The following is a 17,854-nucleotide window of genomic DNA, read 5'->3' on the forward strand; positions in this document are numbered from 1 at the left end:
ATGGATGCTTGGCCCCGCTGTCTGGAACGTCTCGAAGCCGAATTCCCGCCCGAGGACGTCCACACCTGGTTGAAACCCCTGCAAGCCGAAGACCGCGGCGACAGCATCGTGCTGTATGCGCCGAACGCCTTCATCGTCGACCAGGTCCGCGAGCGCTACCTGCCGCGTATCCGCGAACTGGTGGCGTATTTCGTCGGCAACGGCGAAGTGGCGCTGGCAGTCGGCTCCCGCCCGCGTGCGCCGGAACCGCAGCCGGCACCGATGGCCACGCCCAGCGCACCGGTTGCCGCGCCGATCGTGCCGTTCGCCGGGAATCTGGATTCGCACTACACCTTCGCCAACTTCGTCGAGGGTCGCAGCAACCAGCTCGGTCTGGCCGCCGCGATCCAGGCCGCGCAGAAGCCGGGCGACCGCGCCCACAACCCGCTGCTGCTGTACGGCAGCACCGGCCTGGGCAAGACCCACCTGATGTTTGCCGCCGGCAACGCGCTGCGCCAGGCCAATCCGGCCGCCAAGGTGATGTATCTGCGCTCGGAACAGTTCTTCAGCGCGATGATCCGGGCGCTGCAGGACAAGGCGATGGACCAGTTCAAGCGCCAGTTCCAGCAGATCGATGCGCTGCTGATCGACGACATCCAGTTCTTCGCCGGCAAGGACCGTACGCAGGAGGAGTTCTTCCACACCTTCAACGCGCTGTTCGATGGCCGCCAGCAGATCATCCTGACCTGCGACCGCTATCCGCGTGAGGTCGAAGGCCTGGAGCCGCGGCTGAAGTCGCGCCTGGCCTGGGGCCTGTCGGTGGCGATCGACCCGCCCGATTTCGAGACCCGCGCGGCGATCGTGCTGGCCAAGGCGCGCGAGCGCGGCGCCGAGATTCCGGACGACGTGGCGTTTTTGATCGCCAAGAAGATGCGCTCCAACGTGCGCGACCTGGAAGGTGCGCTCAACACGCTGGTGGCACGCGCCAACTTCACCGGCCGCTCGATCACGGTGGAATTTGCCCAGGAGACACTGCGCGACCTGTTGCGCGCCCAGCAGCAGGCGATCGGCATCCCCAACATCCAGAAGACCGTGGCGGACTACTACGGCCTGCAGATGAAGGACCTGCTCTCCAAGCGACGCACCCGCTCGCTGGCGCGTCCGCGCCAGGTGGCGATGGCGCTGGCCAAGGAACTCACAGAACACAGCCTGCCCGAGATCGGCGACGCCTTCGCCGGCCGCGACCACACGACCGTGCTGCATGCCTGCCGGCAGATCCGCACGCTGATGGAGGCCGACGGCAAGCTGCGCGAGGACTGGGAAAAGCTGATTCGCAAGCTCAGCGAGTAAGCCGGCAACGGTCTTGACCGCCCGCTTGGAGAAAAGCGTGGAAACGTTGGGGTCAAATGCGGGAGAATCTGTGGATAACGTTGCCTCGCAGGTCGGGCGGAAAACTATCCACAGGTTTTACCGCCAGACCAGGGGCACTAGTCCAACGACTTTCAGGCGCTAATTTGTCTTTGGAAACAAACAGTTATGGTGGTTATCCGCTGAAAACGGCCCTACCATCACCACCAAGCTTTTGATTTATTCCATTATCTTTTAAAGCATAGGGGCACGGAACCACATGCGTTTTACACTGCAGCGCGAAGCCTTCCTCAAACCATTGGCCCAGGTGGTCAATGTGGTCGAACGCCGTCAAACCCTGCCGGTTCTGGCCAATCTGCTGGTGCAGGTCAAGGACGGACAGGTCTCCTTGACCGGTACCGACCTGGAAGTGGAAATGATCTCGCGCACGATGGTGGAAGACGCGCAGGACGGCGAAACCACGATTCCGGCGCGCAAGTTGTTCGACATCCTGCGTGCCCTGCCCGACGGCAGCCGCGTCACCATCTCGCAGACCGGCGACAAGGTCACGGTGCAGGCCGGGCGTAGCCGCTTCACCCTGGCAACGCTGCCTGCCAACGATTTCCCGTCGGTGGACGAAGTCGAAGCCACCGAACGGGTTGCGGTGCCGGAGGCGGCGTTGAAGGAGCTGATCGAGCGCACTGCGTTCGCCATGGCCCAGCAGGACGTGCGTTATTACCTCAACGGTTTGCTGTTCGACCTGCGCGAGGGCTTGCTGCGGTGCGTGGCCACTGACGGCCACCGTCTGGCGCTGTGCGAGACCGAGCTGGAAAAATCCGGCGGTGCCAAGCGTCAGATCATCGTGCCGCGCAAGGGCGTAACCGAGTTGCTGCGGTTGCTGGAAGCGGCGGACCGCGAAGTGGAGCTGGAAGTCGGTCGTAGCCATATCCGCGTCAAGCGTGGCGATGTGACCTTCACCTCCAAGCTGATCGACGGCCGCTTCCCGGATTACGAGGCGGTGATTCCGATCGGCGCCGATCGCGAGGTCAAGGTGGACCGTGAAGCGCTGCGTGCATCGCTGCAGCGTGCGGCGATCCTGTCGAATGAGAAGTACCGTGGCGTGCGGGTGGAAGTGTCGCCGGGACAGCTGAAGATCAGCGCACACAACCCCGAGCAGGAAGAAGCGCAGGAAGAAATCGAGGCCGACACCAAGGTCGACGATCTGGCCATCGGCTTCAACGTCAACTATCTGCTCGACGCGCTGTCTGCACTGCGCGATGAGCACGTGGTCATTCAGCTGCGCGATGCAAATTCGTCGGCACTGGTGCGCGAGGCCAGCAGCGAGAAGTCCCGCCATGTGGTGATGCCGCTGCGTCTCTGACGTCGCGTTCCACGTGGAACACGAAGAGCCCGGCGAAAAAGCCGGGCTTTTTCGTTTTGGAGGTCAAGATCGCTACGTTCGTTGCGGTGTAAGGCTTTGGGAGGCGTGAGCGTCCGTGGGCATCCGCTCTGCGCTGGTATTGGGTGCCCAGATGCGTCGGTGCCTTACCCGGAGCTACTTTGCCTTCGGGCATGAGCCTCAGAGCATCAATGCCGCACGTTTACCAAGCCAAGAACGGTTCGATAGACGCCACTCACGGGTAGTCAGACTTCGACGACCGGACAAGGGCGTTGGTTCGTTTGCTTGGATTGACGGGTGTGAGTTGGAACACGAGCGCTATCAAAAACTGGCATCAGCCCGGTGCGCTGCTGTCGTCAGCACGGATACTTTGCCCATCTGTGTTTCAGACATGCCCAAGGATCAGTGAGCTGTCTTGCCTAGGGAACGCGCCGCGTGCGATCGCTGTGCTCTGGGCAAGCAGGCAACCTAGCCGTGACCTGTCGAGTTGCGGAGGCTTTGTTGGCAGATCCACGCGGTGCACGTTGAACAACGTGCTTCTCCTCGTGTCACCAACCGCATTGAGGAAAGCCGGCTTGTCGCAGCTCCTGTGAGATTCGGTGGCCATGCATGCTGCGCTTTGTCGTCCAGCGAAGTCGCGCTCATTGGAGTTGGCCTGAACGCATTCATCAAAGACAGCATGGCCCGCTCAGAACCAGCATGTGCAGTTGCGTCTGGCGTAAGCATCCTCAAGCCGGTTTTTTGAGTTATGCACATCGCGCTTTGCCTTTAAATCTATAAATAATTTAAGAGCTTGGTGGTGATGGTAGGGCCAGATTTCGCCGGAAACTACCCTATGTGATTGTTTTTAATTTACTTTTAGGCCTCGAAACCCTGTGTCTAGACCCGTGTAGAGGGGTCCACAACCTGTGGATAAGCGGAAGCGGTTGTTCGGGCCTGCTTTTTATCCACAGGTTGTCCCCTGCCTGTCCCTAGGGTCGCCTCACGTCTGCACGGGCAGGATCCGCATCGATCACGTATCCTCCGCTCCGACCGGGATGCCGGATCACAGCGCAGAGCAGACCGATCGATGCACGTAGTGCGGTTGTCCATCCATCGACTTCGTCGTTTCGAGACCGTCGACCTCCACCCCGCCAGTTCCTTGAACCTGCTGACCGGCGATAACGGCGCGGGTAAGACCAGCGTGCTGGAAGCGTTGCATCTGATGGCCTATGGCCGCAGCTTTCGTGGCCGTGTACGCGACGGGCTGATCCAGCAAGGTGCCAGCGATCTGGAAGTCTTCGTGGAGTGGCGCGAGGGAACCGCCGCGATTGGCGAACGCACGCGGCGGGCGGGGTTGCGCCATAGCGGCCAGGAATGGACGGGGCGGCTGGATGGCGAAGATGTCGCCCAGCTGGGTGCCTTGTGTGCGGCGCTGGCTGTCGTGACCTTCGAGCCCGGCAGCCATGTGTTGATCAGTGGCGGCGGTGAGCCGCGGCGGCGCTTCCTCGATTGGGGGCTGTTCCACGTGGAACCTGACTTCCTGGCGCTGTGGCGGCGCTATGCGCGGGCGCTCAAACAGCGCAATGCCTTGCTCAAGCAGGGCGCACAGCCGCGCATGCTCGATGCCTGGGATCACGAACTCGCCGAATCCGGCGAAACGCTGACATCGCGTCGCCTTCGCTATCTGGAGCGCCTGCAGGAGCGACTGATTCCGGTCGCAACCGCGATCGCCCCGTCGCTCGGGCTGTCCGCGCTGACGTTCGCACCGGGCTGGAAGCGCCATGAGGTGTCGTTGGCCGACGCGCTGCTATTGGCACGCGAGCGTGATCGCCAGAACGGCTACACCTCGCAGGGGCCGCACCGGGCCGATTGGGCGCCCGCCTTCGATGCATTGCCGGGCAAGGATGCGCTCTCCCGCGGCCAGGCAAAGCTCACCGCCCTCGCCTGCCTGCTGGCACAGGCCGAAGATTTCGCCCACGAGCGCGGCGAATGGCCGGTGATCGCCCTGGACGACCTGGGCTCGGAACTGGACCGCCACCACCAGGCGCGCGTGTTGCAGCGCCTGGCGTCCGCACCGGCGCAGGTACTGATCACCGCAACCGAAATGCCGCCCGGCCTGGCCGAATCCGGCAAGCTGCTGCATCGGTTCCACGTGGAACACGGCGAAGTGGCCGTGTTGACACCCTCCGCGTAACCGTCGGCGGCGCAGGTGGGCCGACTGGTATAATTTCCGGGCTATCCCCCTTTTCCCACGGTGCGATGCGGCTTCCGTCGCCTGCGCCCGTGTTGTGGAGCTAACGGCACACGCATGACCGACGAACAAAACACCTCGCCCACCCCCAACGGCACCTACGACTCCAGCAAGATCACCGTGCTGCGTGGCCTGGAAGCCGTCCGCAAGCGCCCCGGCATGTACATCGGCGATGTCCATGACGGCACCGGCCTGCATCACATGGTGTTCGAAGTGGTCGACAACTCGGTCGACGAAGCCCTGGCCGGCCATGCCGACGACATCGTGGTCAAGATCCTGGTCGATGGATCGGTTGCGGTGTCCGACAACGGCCGTGGCGTGCCGGTCGACATTCACAAGGAAGAAGGCGTCTCCGCGGCGGAGGTGATCCTCACCGTGCTGCATGCCGGCGGCAAGTTCGACGACAACAGCTACAAGGTATCCGGCGGCCTGCACGGCGTGGGCGTGTCGGTGGTCAATGCGCTGTCCGAACACCTGTGGCTGGACATCTGGCGCGACGGCTTCCACTACCAGCAGGAATACGCGCTGGGCGAGCCACAGTACCCGCTCAAGCAGCTGGAAGCCTCGACCAAGCGCGGTACCACGCTGCGCTTCAAGCCGTCCGTGGCGATCTTCAGCGACGTCGAGTTCCATTACGACATCCTGGCGCGACGCCTGCGCGAGCTGTCGTTCCTCAATTCGGGCGTCAAGATCACCCTGATCGACGAGCGCGGCGACGGCCGTCGCGACGATTTCCACTACGAAGGTGGCATCCGCAGCTTCGTCGAGCATCTGGCGCAGCTCAAGTCGCCGTTGCACCCGAACGTGATCTCGGTGACCGGCGAGCACAATGGCATCGTGGTGGACGTGGCCCTGCAGTGGACCGACGCCTACCAGGAAACCATGTACTGCTTCACCAACAACATCCCGCAGAAGGATGGCGGCACCCACCTGGCCGGCTTCCGCGCCGCGCTGACGCGTGTGCTGAGCACCTACATCGAGCAGAACGGCATCGCCAAGCAGGCCAAGGTCGCGCTCACCGGCGACGACATGCGCGAAGGCATGATCGCGGTGCTCTCGGTCAAGGTGCCCGACCCAAGCTTCTCCTCGCAGACCAAGGAAAAGCTGGTCAGCTCGGATGTGCGTCCGGCGGTGGAAAACGCCTTCGGTGCGCGCCTGCAGGAATTCCTGCAGGAGAATCCGAACGAAGCCAAGGCCATCACCGGCAAGATCGTCGACGCCGCCCGTGCGCGCGAAGCCGCCCGCAAGGCGCGCGACCTGACCCGCCGCAAGGGCGCGCTGGACATCGCCGGCCTGCCCGGCAAACTTGCCGACTGCCAGGAAAAAGACCCGGCGCTGTCCGAGCTGTTCATCGTCGAGGGTGACTCGGCAGGCGGCTCGGCAAAGCAAGGCCGCAACCGCAAGAATCAGGCGGTGCTGCCGCTGCGCGGCAAGATCCTCAACGTCGAACGCGCGCGTTTCGACCGCATGCTGGCCTCCGACCAGGTCGGCACGCTGATCACCGCGCTGGGCACCGGTATCGGCCGCGACGAGTACAACCCGGACAAGCTGCGTTACCACCGCATCATCCTGATGACCGACGCCGACGTCGACGGCTCGCACATCCGGACCCTGCTGCTGACCTTCTTCTACCGGCAGATGCCGGAGTTGATCGAGCGCGGCTACATCTACATTGGCCTGCCGCCGCTGTACAAGCTCAAGCAGGGCAAGAGCGAGCTGTATCTGAAGGACGACGCGGCGCTCAACGCCTACCTGGCCAGCAACGCGGTCGAAGGCGCGGCGCTGATCCCCGCCACCGACGAGCCGCCGATCACCGGCGAGGCGCTGGAAAAGCTGTTGATGCTGTTCACCAGCGCCAACGAGGCGATCGCGCGCAACGCACACCGCTACGACCCGGCGCTGCTCACCGCGCTGATCGACCTGCCGCCGCTGGACGTGGACAAGCTGCAGGCCGAAGGCGAGGTGCATCCCACCCTGGATGCGCTGCAGGCGGTGCTCAACCGCGGCACCCTCGGCACGGCGCGCTACCAGCTGCGCTTCGACCCGGCCACCGATGGCGCCTCGGCGTCGCTGGTGGCGGTGCGCAGGCACATGGGTGAGGAATTCACCCAGGTATTGCCGATGGGCGCGTTCGAAAGCGGCGAGCTGCGTCCGCTGCGCGAGGTCTCGCTGGCCCTGCACGATCTGGTGCGCGAAGGCGCGCAGATCGTGCGCGGCAACAAGACCCACCCGATCACCAGCTTCGCCCAGGCGCATGCCTGGCTGCTGGAAGAGGCCAAGCGCGGCCGCCAGGTACAGCGTTTCAAGGGCCTGGGCGAAATGAACGCCGAACAGCTGTGGGAAACCACGGTCAATCCGGACACGCGTCGCCTGTTGCAGGTGCGTATCGAAGATGCCGTGGCCGCCGATCAGATCTTCAGCACCTTGATGGGCGATGTGGTCGAGCCACGCCGCGACTTCATCGAGGACAACGCGCTGAAGGTGTCCAACCTGGACATCTGAGCCACCGTTGCCCGTCGGCGCACCGCTCAGGCGTTGCGCCGACGCCTGCGGTTTTTTCAGGACGACGATGAGCGCAGATCCTTCCCCGCGGCCGGTACCGACGCCGGCCGCCGGCACCGCCCCGCTGTTGCCGCCATTGCTCGGCTTCGGCATCGATGTGCTGATCGCCACCGGCCTGCTGCTGTCGCTGAGCGTGGCCGGGTTTGCGCTCTGGGGCGTGTTCCGCGGCGTCAGTGCCGTGCAGGCCGCCAAGGCGCAGGGCCTGACGCTGTCCTCGAGCGAGATCATGGCCACCATCGGCCAACCCGGCGTGCTGGTGCAATTGCTCACCGCGTTGGTCAGCACCGCCTCGCCGGCGCTGCTGCTGTATTACTGGCGTCGGCGTGCGACGGCAGACGAACACCGGGCCTCGCGCGCCGCTGCAAGGCGTGCCTCCACCTGGGGCTGGACCGCGCTGATCGCGGTCGGCGTGTTCCTGCTCAGCAATCTGGTCAGCGTCGCGGCGTCCGCGTTGGGCATCAAACCGGTGCCGACCAATCTGCCGCTGATGGAAGAAGCCATCAGGCAATGGCCGCTGGCGCTGGTGGTGTTTGCCGTGGCGATCGCCCCGGCGTACGAAGAATTGCTGTTCCGACGCGTCTTGTTCGGCCGCCTGCTCGCCGCTGGCCGGCCCTGGCTGGGCATCGCGCTGAGCAGCGCGATCTTTGCGCTGGTGCACGAAGTGCCCGGCGTCAGCGGCAACGGACCGGCTGCCATCGCGCAGCTATGGCTGGTGTACGGCGGCATGGGCGCGGCGTTCGCATGGCTGTACTGGCGCACCGGCACGCTATGGGCACCGATTGTGGCGCATGGCGTCAACAACGCCACCGCCCTGGCGGCACTGTACTTTTTTGGCATCGGCTGAGCCGTTTGACGAAAAGTTAAGACGAGCCTGCCAAAATGCCCCCAGGGTTCAAGGGGGATTGAATGAAAGCCAGGCTGTTGATCGTTGTCGCCGTCTTTGCACTGACGGCATGTGCCACCACAACCTCGCCGACCGGCCGCCGACAGGTGGTGGGAGGCGTCACGCAGGACCAGCTCGACAAGCTTGGCGCCGAATCGTTCGCGCAGACCAAGGCCAAGGAAAAAGTCAGCACCGACGGCAAGCAGAACGCCTACGTGCAGTGCGTGGTCAATGCGCTGGTGGCGCAGCTGCCGCCGCAGTGGCGCGAAACCCGCTGGGAAACCGCGCTGTTCGTGGATAACGAAGCCAACGCCTTTGCGCTGCCCGGTGGCAAGGTCGGCGTGAATACCGGAATCTTCACTGTCGCCAAGACGCAGGATCAGCTGGCTGCCGTGCTCGGGCACGAAATCGGGCATGTGATCTCCCGCCATCACGAAGAGCGCATCACCCGCCAGCTCGGCGCGCAGACCGGCCTGGGCATCATTGGCGCGCTAGCTGGTGCGGCCTACGGCGACGGCGCCGCTAGTGCGGTCAACCAGGTCGGCGGGATGACTGCCCAGACCGTGTTCCTGCTGCCCGGCTCGCGCACCCAGGAAAGCGAGGCCGATGTGGTCGGCCAGCGCCTGATGGCCCAGGCCGGCTTCGACCCTGCCCAGGCAGTCACGCTGTGGCAGAACATGATGGCCGCCAGCGGCAATCGCCAGCCGCAGTGGCTGTCCACCCACCCCGACCCCGCCAATCGCATCCGCGAACTGCAGGCAGACGTCAATCAACTCGAACCGGTTTACCAGCAGGCGCGACAGGACGGGCGCGTGCCGCGTTGCGGCTGATATCGCAGCGCTCACGTACCGAATGTCGCAACACAGCATGGAAACCGTTTTCGGGAACTGAGACTTTCTGCTAAGTTTGCCGGCTCAGATTTTTCGTACAGCGTTTATTCCGCTTTTCGTACCGCCCGACGGCGGCTCGTCCGAGGTGAAACATGAAACTGCTCAACCGCAAGCAAGCCCTGTTGTCCCTGTTCATCGCCGCGTCCCTGGGCGGGGCTGTCGTCACCGACGCGGTTGCGCAGTCGGATCGGTCGTCCGAGCGCGCCAGCCGCAAGTCCAAGAACAGCGGCAAGGCCGAAGAGTTGTATCCGCAGTCCACCCGCGCCGCGCCGACGATCAAGCCCTCCTCCAAGATGGGCAGCAAGCTGCAGAAGCTGATCGAAACCTTCAACAAGGGCGAAGACTTCCCGGCCGTGCGCAGCCAGGCCGACGAGATCCTCGCCAATGGCTCGGCCAACGAAGCCGATAAGGCGCTGGCGTCGCAGCTGGCCGCCCAGGCGGCGTACAACATGGACGACACTGCTGCTGCCAAGAAGTACCTGCAGCAGGCGATCGGCCTGAATGCGCTGGACAACAACGGCCAGTTCCAGTCGATGCTGATGCTGGCGCAGTTGCAGATGCAGGACGACCAGCAGGCCGAAGGCCTGGCCACGCTGGACAAGTATCTGGAAGAGAGCAAGTCGCAGCGTCCGGAAGACCTGATCCTCAAGGGCCAGGCGCTGTACCAGGCCGAGCGCTACAAGGAAGCCATTCCGGTGCTGAAGCAGGCCATTGCCGCCTCGCCCGAGCCGAAGGACACCTGGAACCAGTTGCTGATGGCGTCCTACGCCGAAGCCGGCCAGACCGGTGAAGCGGTGGCCGCTGCCGAAGCGCTCGCCGCCAAGACGCCGAACGACAAGAAGGCCCAGCTCAACCTGGCCAGCATGTATATGCAGGCCGACCAGATGGACAAGGCCGCCGCAGTGATGGACAAGCTGCGCGCTGCCGGGCAGTTGACCGAAGAAAAGGAGTACAAGCAGTTGTATTCCATCTACGCCAACACCGAGAACAAGGAAAAGGACGTCATCGCGGTCATCAATGAAGGTATGCAAAAAGGCATCCTTAAACCCGATTATCAGACATACCTTGCGCTGGCACAGTCGTATTACTACAGCGACGACGTGCCCAAGGCGATCGAGAATTGGCAAAAGGCCGCACCGCTTTCCAAGGACGGCGAGACCTATCTGAATCTGGCCAAGGTGCTGCATTCGGAAGGTCGCATCCCGGAGGCCAAGCAGGCCGCGCAGCAGGCAATCGCCAAGGGTGTCAAAAAACCTGATGACGCCAAGAAGATCATCAATCTGAAGTAAAAAAGAAAATAAACCCCCGAAATCCCTGTGTTTTTAGTGGTTACAGGACTCGGGATTGGTATAAGCTTGGGGGTTCCTGCGGTGTCAAAGCCGTCCGAAAACCTGGGGATCATCACAGTGATCCGGGGCCCCCACTGAAAGAGCCATTGGCGCATGACGGAACAACTCGTTATCCACAGGCATGACTATGATGCCGGGAACCAGGGTCTGAGCTGGGCCCGCATTATCGGCATTGCTTTCGTAATTGCCTTGCACCTCACTGCACTGATGATGTTGCTGATCCCTGCAGTGGCGCCGAAGGCTCCGGCAGAGAAGGAGCGCACCACCATGGTCACCTTGGTGGATGCACCGCCTCCTCCCCCGCCGCCGCCGCCGCCGCCGCCGCCGGAAGACAAGCCGCCACCGCCGGTCAAGAATCTGTCGCCGCCGAAGCCGTCACCGGTTCCGCCGCCGCCGGAAGCTCCGGTTGTCGATGTTCCCGAACCGCGTCCCAGCGATATCGTCACGCCGCCGAGCCCGCCGGCTCCGCCGCAACCGCCGAGTGACATCGGCGCCAGTGTCGATATCTCGTCCAAGAACATGAACCCGCCGAAGTACCCGCCGGCTGCATTCCGTGCCGGTGTCCAAGGTGAGGTCATCCTGATCGTGGATGTGGATGCCAACGGCAACGTGACCAATGTGTCGGTCGAAAAGTCCAGCCGCAACCGCGACCTTGACCGTGCCGCGATGGACGCAGCACGCAAGTGGAAGTTCAACGCCTCCACTGTCAACGGGCAGAAAGCCGCCGGACGTGTCCGCGTCCCGGTCAACTTTGCTCTGAACTGATCCCACGGGCCGGCCACGGTCGGCCCAGGATCCTGTCTTCCTTTCGCTCCACCCTTCATCACCACACACAACAAAGGTAAGCGTCATGCTGCAGGAATTCTTTATCGCCGCCGCTGCAGGGGGCTCCAATCCGTCGGCCGCCCTGTCGCAGATGGGCTTCGAGCACTTGATCACTGAAATGACGTCCAGCCCCGGCGATTTCGCCGTGTCCTGGGTCGTTCTGATCACCCTGATCGCCATGTCCGCTGCCTCCTGGTACTGGACTGTCATCAACATCTTCCGTGCCACCCGTCTGAAGAGCGCGGCTGACCGCGTCACCACTGCGTTCTGGGATGCCCCGAATGCACAGGATGCCATCCGCGCCATGGAAGAGCAGCCGGCTTCCGAGCCGTTCTCCAAGATCGCACTGGACGCAGCGCAGGCTGCTGCTCACCACCAGCGCGCCGAAGGCAGCACCGGTGGCCTGGGCGAGAGCCTGAGCCGTTCGGAATTCGTCGATCGCGCCCTGCGTCAGGCCGTGACCCGCGAAAGCACCAAGCTGCAGTCGGGCATGACCCTGCTGGCCACCGTCGGTGCGACCGCGCCGTTCGTCGGTCTGCTCGGTACGGTGTGGGGCATCTACGGCGCGCTGATCAAGATCGGTGCAACCGGTTCGGCCTCCATCGACGCCGTTGCCGGCCCGGTGGGTGAAGCGCTGATCATGACCGCGATCGGTCTGTTCGTCGCCATCCCGGCCGTGTTCGCGTTCAACTTCTTCTCCAAGGTCAACAGCTCGGTGATCGCCAAGTTCGACACCTTTGCCCACGACCTGCACGACTTCTTCGCCACTGGTTCGCGCGTTCGCTAATCCGTAGTAAAGAACGACTTCGCAACGATTTAGACGGAGCCCGTTATGGCCTTCAGTAGTGGAAACAGCGGTGGCCCGATGGCCGACATCAACGTGACGCCCCTCGTGGACGTGATGTTGGTGCTGCTGATCATCTTCATCATTACGGCACCGCTGATGTCCCATAAGGTCAAGGTGGAGCTGCCAGAGGCCAACCTGATCCAGAAGGAAGATGCGGAGAAACGCGCCGCGCCGATCACCCTGGCCGTCAAGGAAGACGGGTCGCTGTACTGGAACGACGAGCCGATTTCCAAGGAGGCCTTGGAATCGCGCCTGTCCACCGCCGCACAGCAGACACCGCAGCCGCCGCTCAATTTGCGTGGCGACCGCACGACTAAGATGCGTACGATCAACGAGATCACCAAGATCGCGCAGGGTCAGGGCATGTTGGACGTCGGCTTCGTCGCAACCAAAGAGAAGGGGCAGTAAGCCATGGCATTCAGTACCGGTGGAAACCGCGGCCCAATGGCCGACATCAATGTCACGCCCCTGGTGGACGTGATGTTGGTGCTGCTGATCATCTTCATCGTGACCGCGCCGATCATGACCTACCCGATCGCCGTGGATCTGCCGCAGCGGGTGCTCAACCCGCCACCGCAGACGACCGAACCGCCGCCGCCGATCGAGTTGCGGATCGACGCCAGCAACCAGGTGTTCTGGAACAACAGCCCGACCCCGGTCGCGCAGTTGCAGCAGAAGATGGAAGAAGTGGTGCAGGCCGATCCGACCAATCAGCCGGAACTGCGCATCGACGCCAATGAAGATGCGGAGTACGAAGTGATGGCCAAGGTCCTCGCTGCGGCGAAGAACTCGCAGATGAAGAAAATCGGCTTCATGCAGTAAGACATCGCAAGACCGCAACACAACAGTCATGACGCGACTGCAACGCCACCGGAAACGGTGGCGTTTTTTTATGCTCGATCAATGGGGTGGTTGCTGCTGCGATGTTCGACGCGCATGCATGCGGCCGGCTGTTTGCCAGGACGTGATATCCGTTTCCCGGGCACCGGGCGAGTGATGCATGCAGTGACCCTCAGGTCGTCCGCGCAAGCAAACCGCCGGAGGTGCAGCGACAAGTCGCAACGGCACGCTTCGGGGCTCGGCCTGCCAGAGGCGTCTGCCCTGCCCTTCCCTCACTGCCGACCAGGTGTATGCTCGATCGTGCAGCACCCACGCTCATAGCACAGGAGGCAGTCATGGCTTTCAGTACGGCAGGCAATCGGGGACCGCTGGCGGAGATCAATGTCACGCCGCTGGTGGATGTCATGTTGGTGTTGTTGATCATCTTCATCGTCACCGCTCCGATGCTGGCGCGGCCAATCACGGTGGACCTGCCACAGCGCAGCGAGCAGACCCAGTCACGCATGGACCCGCCTGCACCGATCGGGTTGCGTGTGGACGCCAGCGGGCAAGTGTTCTGGAATGCCAGCCCGATAACGCTGCAGCAATTGCAGCCCAGGTTGATCGAACAGATGCGCCAGGCAGCCGGCAATCAGCCAGAGCTGCGCATCGCCGCCAGTGCGGATGCCGAATACGCGGTGATGGCCAAGGTGCTGGCTGCAGCCGAGAATGCGCAGGTGGATCGCATCAGTTTTGTGCAATAAATGGGTGATTAACCAGCCTGGTAAATCAGCCGCAAGTCATCGATAACGATTGCATCGGGGCAGACGCCCTGCCCCGATGCAATACCTAGAAACTAGACAACGCATCCATATAATCGACTTGATTATCTCAAGCGCTGATCGATGCGCCGCGCAGTATGTCCAGATAGGCGCGCACGGTCGCATCCAGGCCTTGATACAAGGCTTCGCTGATCAATGCATGACCGATCGAGACTTCGAGTACGCCGGGGACAGCGCTCAGAAAGTCGCCGAGATTGGCCTGCGACAAATCGTGGCCGGCATTGATGCCCAGACCTGCGGCGGCGGCGCGCTGCGCTGCGTCGGAAAACAGCTTGAATGCAGCATCCGGCTGGCCGCTCAGATGCGCGTGCGCATATGGGCCGGTGTACAACTCGATCCGGTCTGCACCGAGTGCTGCCGCCTGTGCGATAGCGGGATTTTCGGCATCGACAAACAGACTGACGCGAGCACCGATGGCCTTGAACGAGGCAATCAGCGTGGCCAGTTGGGAGGTGTCCTGGGCAAAATCGAAACCGTGGTCGGACGTCAGTTGTCCATCGCCATCCGGTACCAGGGTGACCTGTTCGGGGCGGGTGGCACGACATAAGTCCAGCAGGCCCGGATAACCGTCGCGCGGCGGCGCGAACGGGTTGCCTTCGATATTGAATTCGACACCGTGCTCGCGTGTCAGCGCGCTCAGCGCCAGCACATCGTCGGCGCGGATATGCCGCTGGTCCGGGCGCGGGTGCACGGTGATGCCGTGCGCACCGGCGGCAATGCAGGTGCGTGCGGCCTGCACCACATCCGGATCGTGGCCGCCGCGCGAATTGCGCAACACCGCGATCTTGTTGACGTTGACGCTGAGCTTGGTGGTCACTGCGTCGGTCTCAGGCCTGTGGCTCGCCGTCGCGCGTGGCATTGAGGGCAGCCGCCTTGCGGGCTTCGGCGATCTCGCGCAGGCGGCGCAGCTCGGCCGGGTCGATCAGGCTGCTGGTATCGCGCTGGGTATCGCCCATGCGCGAGGCGAACCAGCCGCGCGTCCACAGCAACAGCAACAGCAGTGCCACCAGCAGCGAGGCCACCAGCAACCACACGTGCGGCGTGCTGAACGCCAGCACCAGCGCACCCAATGCCATAAGCAGAAACAGCCAGTGCATGACGAGCTCCCCGATCAGTGGCGGCAGTGTAGCGCCGCGCCCGGCATGGTTCCACGTGGGCGCGGCGATGCGGCTCAGAGCAGCGGTGACAGCAGCCGTGCACAGGCTTCGGGCAGCCGCGATCGCCACAATGGCCGGTGGCGGGCGAAGCGCACCTCCTGCGCCTGCTGCAGGTCGGCGTCGATCAAACCGGCCAGCTCGGCGGCCACCGCCTGATCGCGGAACAGCATCGACAGCTCGAAATTCAGGCGAAAGCTGCGGCTGTCGAAATTGGCGCTGCCGACGATGCAGACCTCGTCGTCGGCCAGCAACGCCTTGGTGTGCAGCATGCGCGGGCCGTATTCGTAGATGCGCACGCCGGCCTCGAGTAGCTCGTCGAAATACGAACGCGCCGCGTAGGTGACCAGACGCGAGTCGCTGACACGCGGCACCAGCAGGCGCACGTCCAGTCCGCCCAGTGCGGCCGAGGTCAGCGCCATGCGCGCGGCCTCGCCGGGCACGAAATACGGCGTGACCAGCCAGACCCGATGCCGGGCTTCGTGAATCGCAGCGACCATCAGCCGGTGGATGGACTCCCACGACGAATCCGGGCCGGAGACCAGCACCTGCGCGTCGACATCGCCCTGCGCACGGCTCGGCACGTCCTCGGGCCATAGCTGCTGGCCGTGGAAGGCAGCGCGGCCCTGCCCGGTGGCGTACAGCCAGTCTTCCAGGAACACCAGCTGCAGGCTGCGCACCACGTGGCCCTGCAGGCGCATGTGCAGGTCGCGGTAGGCATCGCTGCGGACCTGCTCGTTCTCTTCGTCGGTGACGTTGATGCCGCCGGTGAAGCCGATCCTGCCGTCGACCACGACCACTTTGCGGTGGGTGCGCAGGTTCAACCACGGCCGCTTGAACGGCTTGAGCAGCTGGGATGGATGGAACCAGGCGGTCTCCACCCCGGCCGCGCGCAGCGTGCGCAAGCTGCGCCGGGTCATCGCCGACGACCCCACCGCATCCATCAGCAGGCGCACCTTGACCCCGGCGCGTGCGCGCTCCATCAGCGCATCGCAGATCGCGGTGCCGCTGTGGTCGGGCTGGAAGATGTAGTACTGCAGATGGATATGATCGCGTGCACCGCGGATGGCCTCGATGATGGCCGCATAGGTGGCCGCACCATCCACCAGCCAGTGCACCTCGGTGGCGCTGCTGGGGGCCAGCCCGGTAGTGGACTGGGCGATCTTGGCCAGCTCGGTGCAGTCCGCATCCGGCGGGCAGACGCTGCTGTAGCTCTCCATGCCCGAGCGCGAACGGCCGCGCCGCAGTCGCTGGCGTTTGACCTTCTGCGGGCCGAGCCAGTAGTAGATCAGCAAGCCCAGGTACGGCAGCGCCGCCAGCGACAGCACCCAGCTGAGCGTGGCCACCGGCTCGCGCTTCTGCAGCACGATCCAGCTGGCGATCCACAGCAGGTACAGCACGTAGGCGGCGAGGAGAAGCGCTTCGAGGTGGGGAATGGTGGCCAGCCACTCCCACGCGCCCTGTACGGATGCGAGCATGCGCGGATTCTACGGGGCGCACGTACCACTGCGGTGAGCGTGGGGACGATGCGATCGCCGCGCCGGGTCTGAAAGCTTCATCGTGGCGCGCCCCTGGTCGCATCGATTGAGACCCGCCGGCCGTACGATGACGCGATGGCAACAGCGATCAAGGGCCGTGGGGCGACCGGCCATCTGCCCGGACGCTTCGAAACCACCACCCAACAACCGGTGGACGATGGCTGGTACGCCGACGACGGCGAGGAGTTCGCCGCGCCGGCATTGCGCACCCAGGTCACCGAGGAAACCGCGCGCAGCATCATCAGCCGCAATCAATCGCCGGACATCGGCTTTTCGCAATCGGTCAATCCGTATCGTGGGTGCGAGCATGGTTGCAGCTACTGCTTTGCGCGGCCTTCGCATGCCTACCTCAATCTGTCGCCCGGGCTGGATTTCGAGACCAAGCTGTTCGCCAAGACCAACGCGCCGGAGCTGTTGCGCCGAGAATTGTCGCGCCCGGGCTATGTGCCCAGCCCGATCGCACTGGGCATCAACACCGATGCCTACCAGCCGATCGAGCGCAAACGCGCACTGACGCGGCGCCTGATCGAGGTGCTGTGGGAAACCCGGCACCCGTTCACGCTGATCACCAAGAATGCGCTGGTTACGCGCGATCTGGACGTGCTTGCACCGTTGGCACGCGAGGGCCTGGTCAACGTGCATTTTTCGGTGACCACGCTGGACCCGCATCTGTCGGCCAGGCTGGAACCGCGCGCATCCGCACCGCATGCCCGCCTGCGCGCGATGCGGGCACTGCACGAGGCCGGCGTGCCGGTCGGGGTGATGGCCGCGCCGGTGATCCCGTGGATCAACGACCATGAGCTGGAAGCGATCCTGCAGGCCGCGTCCGCTGCCGGCGCGCACAGTGCCGGCTATGTGTTGTTGCGGCTGCCGCACGAAGTGGCGCCGCTGTTCCGCGACTGGTTGCAGACCCATCACCCGCAACGCGCCGGGCACGTGATGAGCACGATCCAGCAACTGCGCGGCGGCAAGGATTACGACAGCGCCTTCGGCACACGCCTGCGCGGCCAGGGCGTCTACGCGGAGTTGCTGGCACGCCGCTTCGCCCTGGCCCACCGCCGCAGCGGTTTCGACGCACGCGACATGCCGGCATTGGACACGACCAAGTTCCGCCGCCCCGCTCCGCCGGCCAAGCCGGTGCCGCAATCGCCGCAAGGCAGTCTGTTCTAGCGGCGGGGCTTGGGGAT

At 63.9% G+C, this 17,854-nt stretch carries 16 protein-coding genes; 13 read left to right on the forward strand and 3 right to left on the reverse strand.

Annotated elements, in window-relative coordinates:
- From dnaA to DGN21_RS00060, 12 genes are all read left to right on the forward strand, one after another.
- Complete coding sequence (gene dnaA / locus DGN21_RS00005) at positions 1-1,329, forward strand: chromosomal replication initiator protein DnaA (protein WP_024939149.1); 1,329 nt, start codon at positions 1-3, stop codon at positions 1,327-1,329.
- Positions 1,330-1,606: 277 nt separating this feature from the next.
- Positions 1,607-2,707 carry a DNA polymerase III subunit beta gene (gene dnaN / locus DGN21_RS00010; protein ID WP_016901842.1) on the forward strand — a complete coding sequence of 367 codons (1,101 nt, stop codon included), beginning with the start codon at positions 1,607-1,609 and terminating at the stop codon, positions 2,705-2,707.
- A 1,087-nt stretch (positions 2,708-3,794) separates the two neighbouring features.
- Entirely contained in the window at positions 3,795-4,901 is a 1,107-nt protein-coding gene (recF, locus tag DGN21_RS00015) for a DNA replication/repair protein RecF (protein WP_167763460.1), read from the forward strand.
- Between the two features lie 114 nt (positions 4,902-5,015).
- Positions 5,016-7,460 (forward strand): DNA topoisomerase (ATP-hydrolyzing) subunit B, encoded by a 2,445-nt coding sequence (gene gyrB / locus DGN21_RS00020; protein WP_016901840.1) that lies wholly within the window; start codon positions 5,016-5,018, stop codon positions 7,458-7,460.
- Positions 7,461-7,527: 67 nt separating this feature from the next.
- The gene (locus DGN21_RS00025) at positions 7,528-8,364 is read left to right on the forward strand and encodes a CPBP family intramembrane glutamic endopeptidase (protein ID WP_102255252.1); all 837 of its coding nucleotides are present in this window, start codon (positions 7,528-7,530) and stop codon (positions 8,362-8,364) included.
- Between the two features lie 62 nt (positions 8,365-8,426).
- On the forward strand, positions 8,427-9,233 hold the full coding sequence (locus tag DGN21_RS00030) for a M48 family metallopeptidase (protein WP_016901838.1): 807 nt from the start codon (positions 8,427-8,429) through the stop codon (positions 9,231-9,233).
- 152 nt (positions 9,234-9,385) lie between these two features.
- Positions 9,386-10,582 carry a tetratricopeptide repeat protein gene (locus tag DGN21_RS00035; RefSeq protein WP_024939146.1) on the forward strand — a complete coding sequence of 399 codons (1,197 nt, stop codon included), beginning with the start codon at positions 9,386-9,388 and terminating at the stop codon, positions 10,580-10,582.
- Positions 10,583-10,849: 267 nt separating this feature from the next.
- Complete coding sequence (locus tag DGN21_RS00040) at positions 10,850-11,407, forward strand: energy transducer TonB (protein WP_024939145.1); 558 nt, start codon at positions 10,850-10,852, stop codon at positions 11,405-11,407.
- A gap of 85 nt (positions 11,408-11,492) precedes the next feature.
- Entirely contained in the window at positions 11,493-12,254 is a 762-nt protein-coding gene (gene exbB, locus DGN21_RS00045; protein WP_005912445.1) for a TonB-system energizer ExbB, read from the forward strand.
- Between the two features lie 45 nt (positions 12,255-12,299).
- Complete coding sequence (locus DGN21_RS00050) at positions 12,300-12,722, forward strand: biopolymer transporter ExbD (protein ID WP_011035268.1); 423 nt, start codon at positions 12,300-12,302, stop codon at positions 12,720-12,722.
- Between the two features lie 3 nt (positions 12,723-12,725).
- Entirely contained in the window at positions 12,726-13,136 is a 411-nt protein-coding gene (locus tag DGN21_RS00055; RefSeq protein WP_011035269.1) for a biopolymer transporter ExbD, read from the forward strand.
- Between the two features lie 353 nt (positions 13,137-13,489).
- Positions 13,490-13,897 (forward strand): biopolymer transporter ExbD, encoded by a 408-nt coding sequence (locus DGN21_RS00060; protein WP_126966812.1) that lies wholly within the window; start codon positions 13,490-13,492, stop codon positions 13,895-13,897.
- Between the two features lie 127 nt (positions 13,898-14,024).
- On the opposite strand, the gene DGN21_RS00065 is transcribed toward DGN21_RS00060, so the two are convergent.
- The 3 genes from DGN21_RS00065 to cls form a co-directional block, all read right to left on the reverse strand.
- Positions 14,025-14,792, reverse strand: coding sequence for a pyridoxine 5'-phosphate synthase (locus DGN21_RS00065; protein ID WP_126966813.1), 768 nt, complete (start codon positions 14,790-14,792; stop codon positions 14,025-14,027).
- A 10-nt stretch (positions 14,793-14,802) separates the two neighbouring features.
- Positions 14,803-15,072, reverse strand: coding sequence for a hypothetical protein (locus tag DGN21_RS00070; RefSeq protein WP_024939143.1), 270 nt, complete (start codon positions 15,070-15,072; stop codon positions 14,803-14,805).
- Between the two features lie 74 nt (positions 15,073-15,146).
- Positions 15,147-16,607, reverse strand: coding sequence for a cardiolipin synthase (cls, locus tag DGN21_RS00075; protein WP_046345200.1), 1,461 nt, complete (start codon positions 16,605-16,607; stop codon positions 15,147-15,149).
- Positions 16,608-16,742: 135 nt separating this feature from the next.
- Between cls and DGN21_RS00080 the strand changes: the two genes are divergently transcribed.
- Complete coding sequence (locus DGN21_RS00080) at positions 16,743-17,837, forward strand: PA0069 family radical SAM protein (protein WP_126966814.1); 1,095 nt, start codon at positions 16,743-16,745, stop codon at positions 17,835-17,837.
- Positions 17,838-17,854: the final 17 nt, after the last annotated feature.

This window comes from Xanthomonas sp. MLO165 (assembly GCF_018831305.1).
In the GTDB taxonomy this organism is placed as follows: domain Bacteria; phylum Pseudomonadota; class Gammaproteobacteria; order Xanthomonadales; family Xanthomonadaceae; genus Xanthomonas; species Xanthomonas arboricola.

Bases quoted from the DNA above. Each gene is read 5' to 3' on its own strand.
- dnaA (WP_024939149.1), top strand. From the start codon at position 1: ATGGATGCTTGGCCCCGCTGTCTGGAACGTCTCGAAGCCGAATTCCCG.
- dnaN (WP_016901842.1), top strand. From the start codon at position 1,607: ATGCGTTTTACACTGCAGCGCGAAGCCTTCCTCAAACCATTGGCCCAG.
- recF (WP_167763460.1), top strand. From the start codon at position 3,795: ATGCACGTAGTGCGGTTGTCCATCCATCGACTTCGTCGTTTCGAGACC.
- gyrB (WP_016901840.1), top strand. From the start codon at position 5,016: ATGACCGACGAACAAAACACCTCGCCCACCCCCAACGGCACCTACGAC.
- DGN21_RS00025 (WP_102255252.1), top strand. From the start codon at position 7,528: ATGAGCGCAGATCCTTCCCCGCGGCCGGTACCGACGCCGGCCGCCGGC.
- DGN21_RS00030 (WP_016901838.1), top strand. From the start codon at position 8,427: ATGAAAGCCAGGCTGTTGATCGTTGTCGCCGTCTTTGCACTGACGGCA.
- DGN21_RS00035 (WP_024939146.1), top strand. From the start codon at position 9,386: ATGAAACTGCTCAACCGCAAGCAAGCCCTGTTGTCCCTGTTCATCGCC.
- DGN21_RS00040 (WP_024939145.1), top strand. From the start codon at position 10,850: ATGATGTTGCTGATCCCTGCAGTGGCGCCGAAGGCTCCGGCAGAGAAG.
- exbB (WP_005912445.1), top strand. From the start codon at position 11,493: ATGCTGCAGGAATTCTTTATCGCCGCCGCTGCAGGGGGCTCCAATCCG.
- DGN21_RS00050 (WP_011035268.1), top strand. From the start codon at position 12,300: ATGGCCTTCAGTAGTGGAAACAGCGGTGGCCCGATGGCCGACATCAAC.
- DGN21_RS00055 (WP_011035269.1), top strand. From the start codon at position 12,726: ATGGCATTCAGTACCGGTGGAAACCGCGGCCCAATGGCCGACATCAAT.
- DGN21_RS00060 (WP_126966812.1), top strand. From the start codon at position 13,490: ATGGCTTTCAGTACGGCAGGCAATCGGGGACCGCTGGCGGAGATCAAT.
- DGN21_RS00070 (WP_024939143.1), bottom strand. From the start codon at position 15,072: ATGCACTGGCTGTTTCTGCTTATGGCATTGGGTGCGCTGGTGCTGGCG.
- cls (WP_046345200.1), bottom strand. From the start codon at position 16,607: ATGCTCGCATCCGTACAGGGCGCGTGGGAGTGGCTGGCCACCATTCCC.
- DGN21_RS00080 (WP_126966814.1), top strand. From the start codon at position 16,743: ATGGCAACAGCGATCAAGGGCCGTGGGGCGACCGGCCATCTGCCCGGA.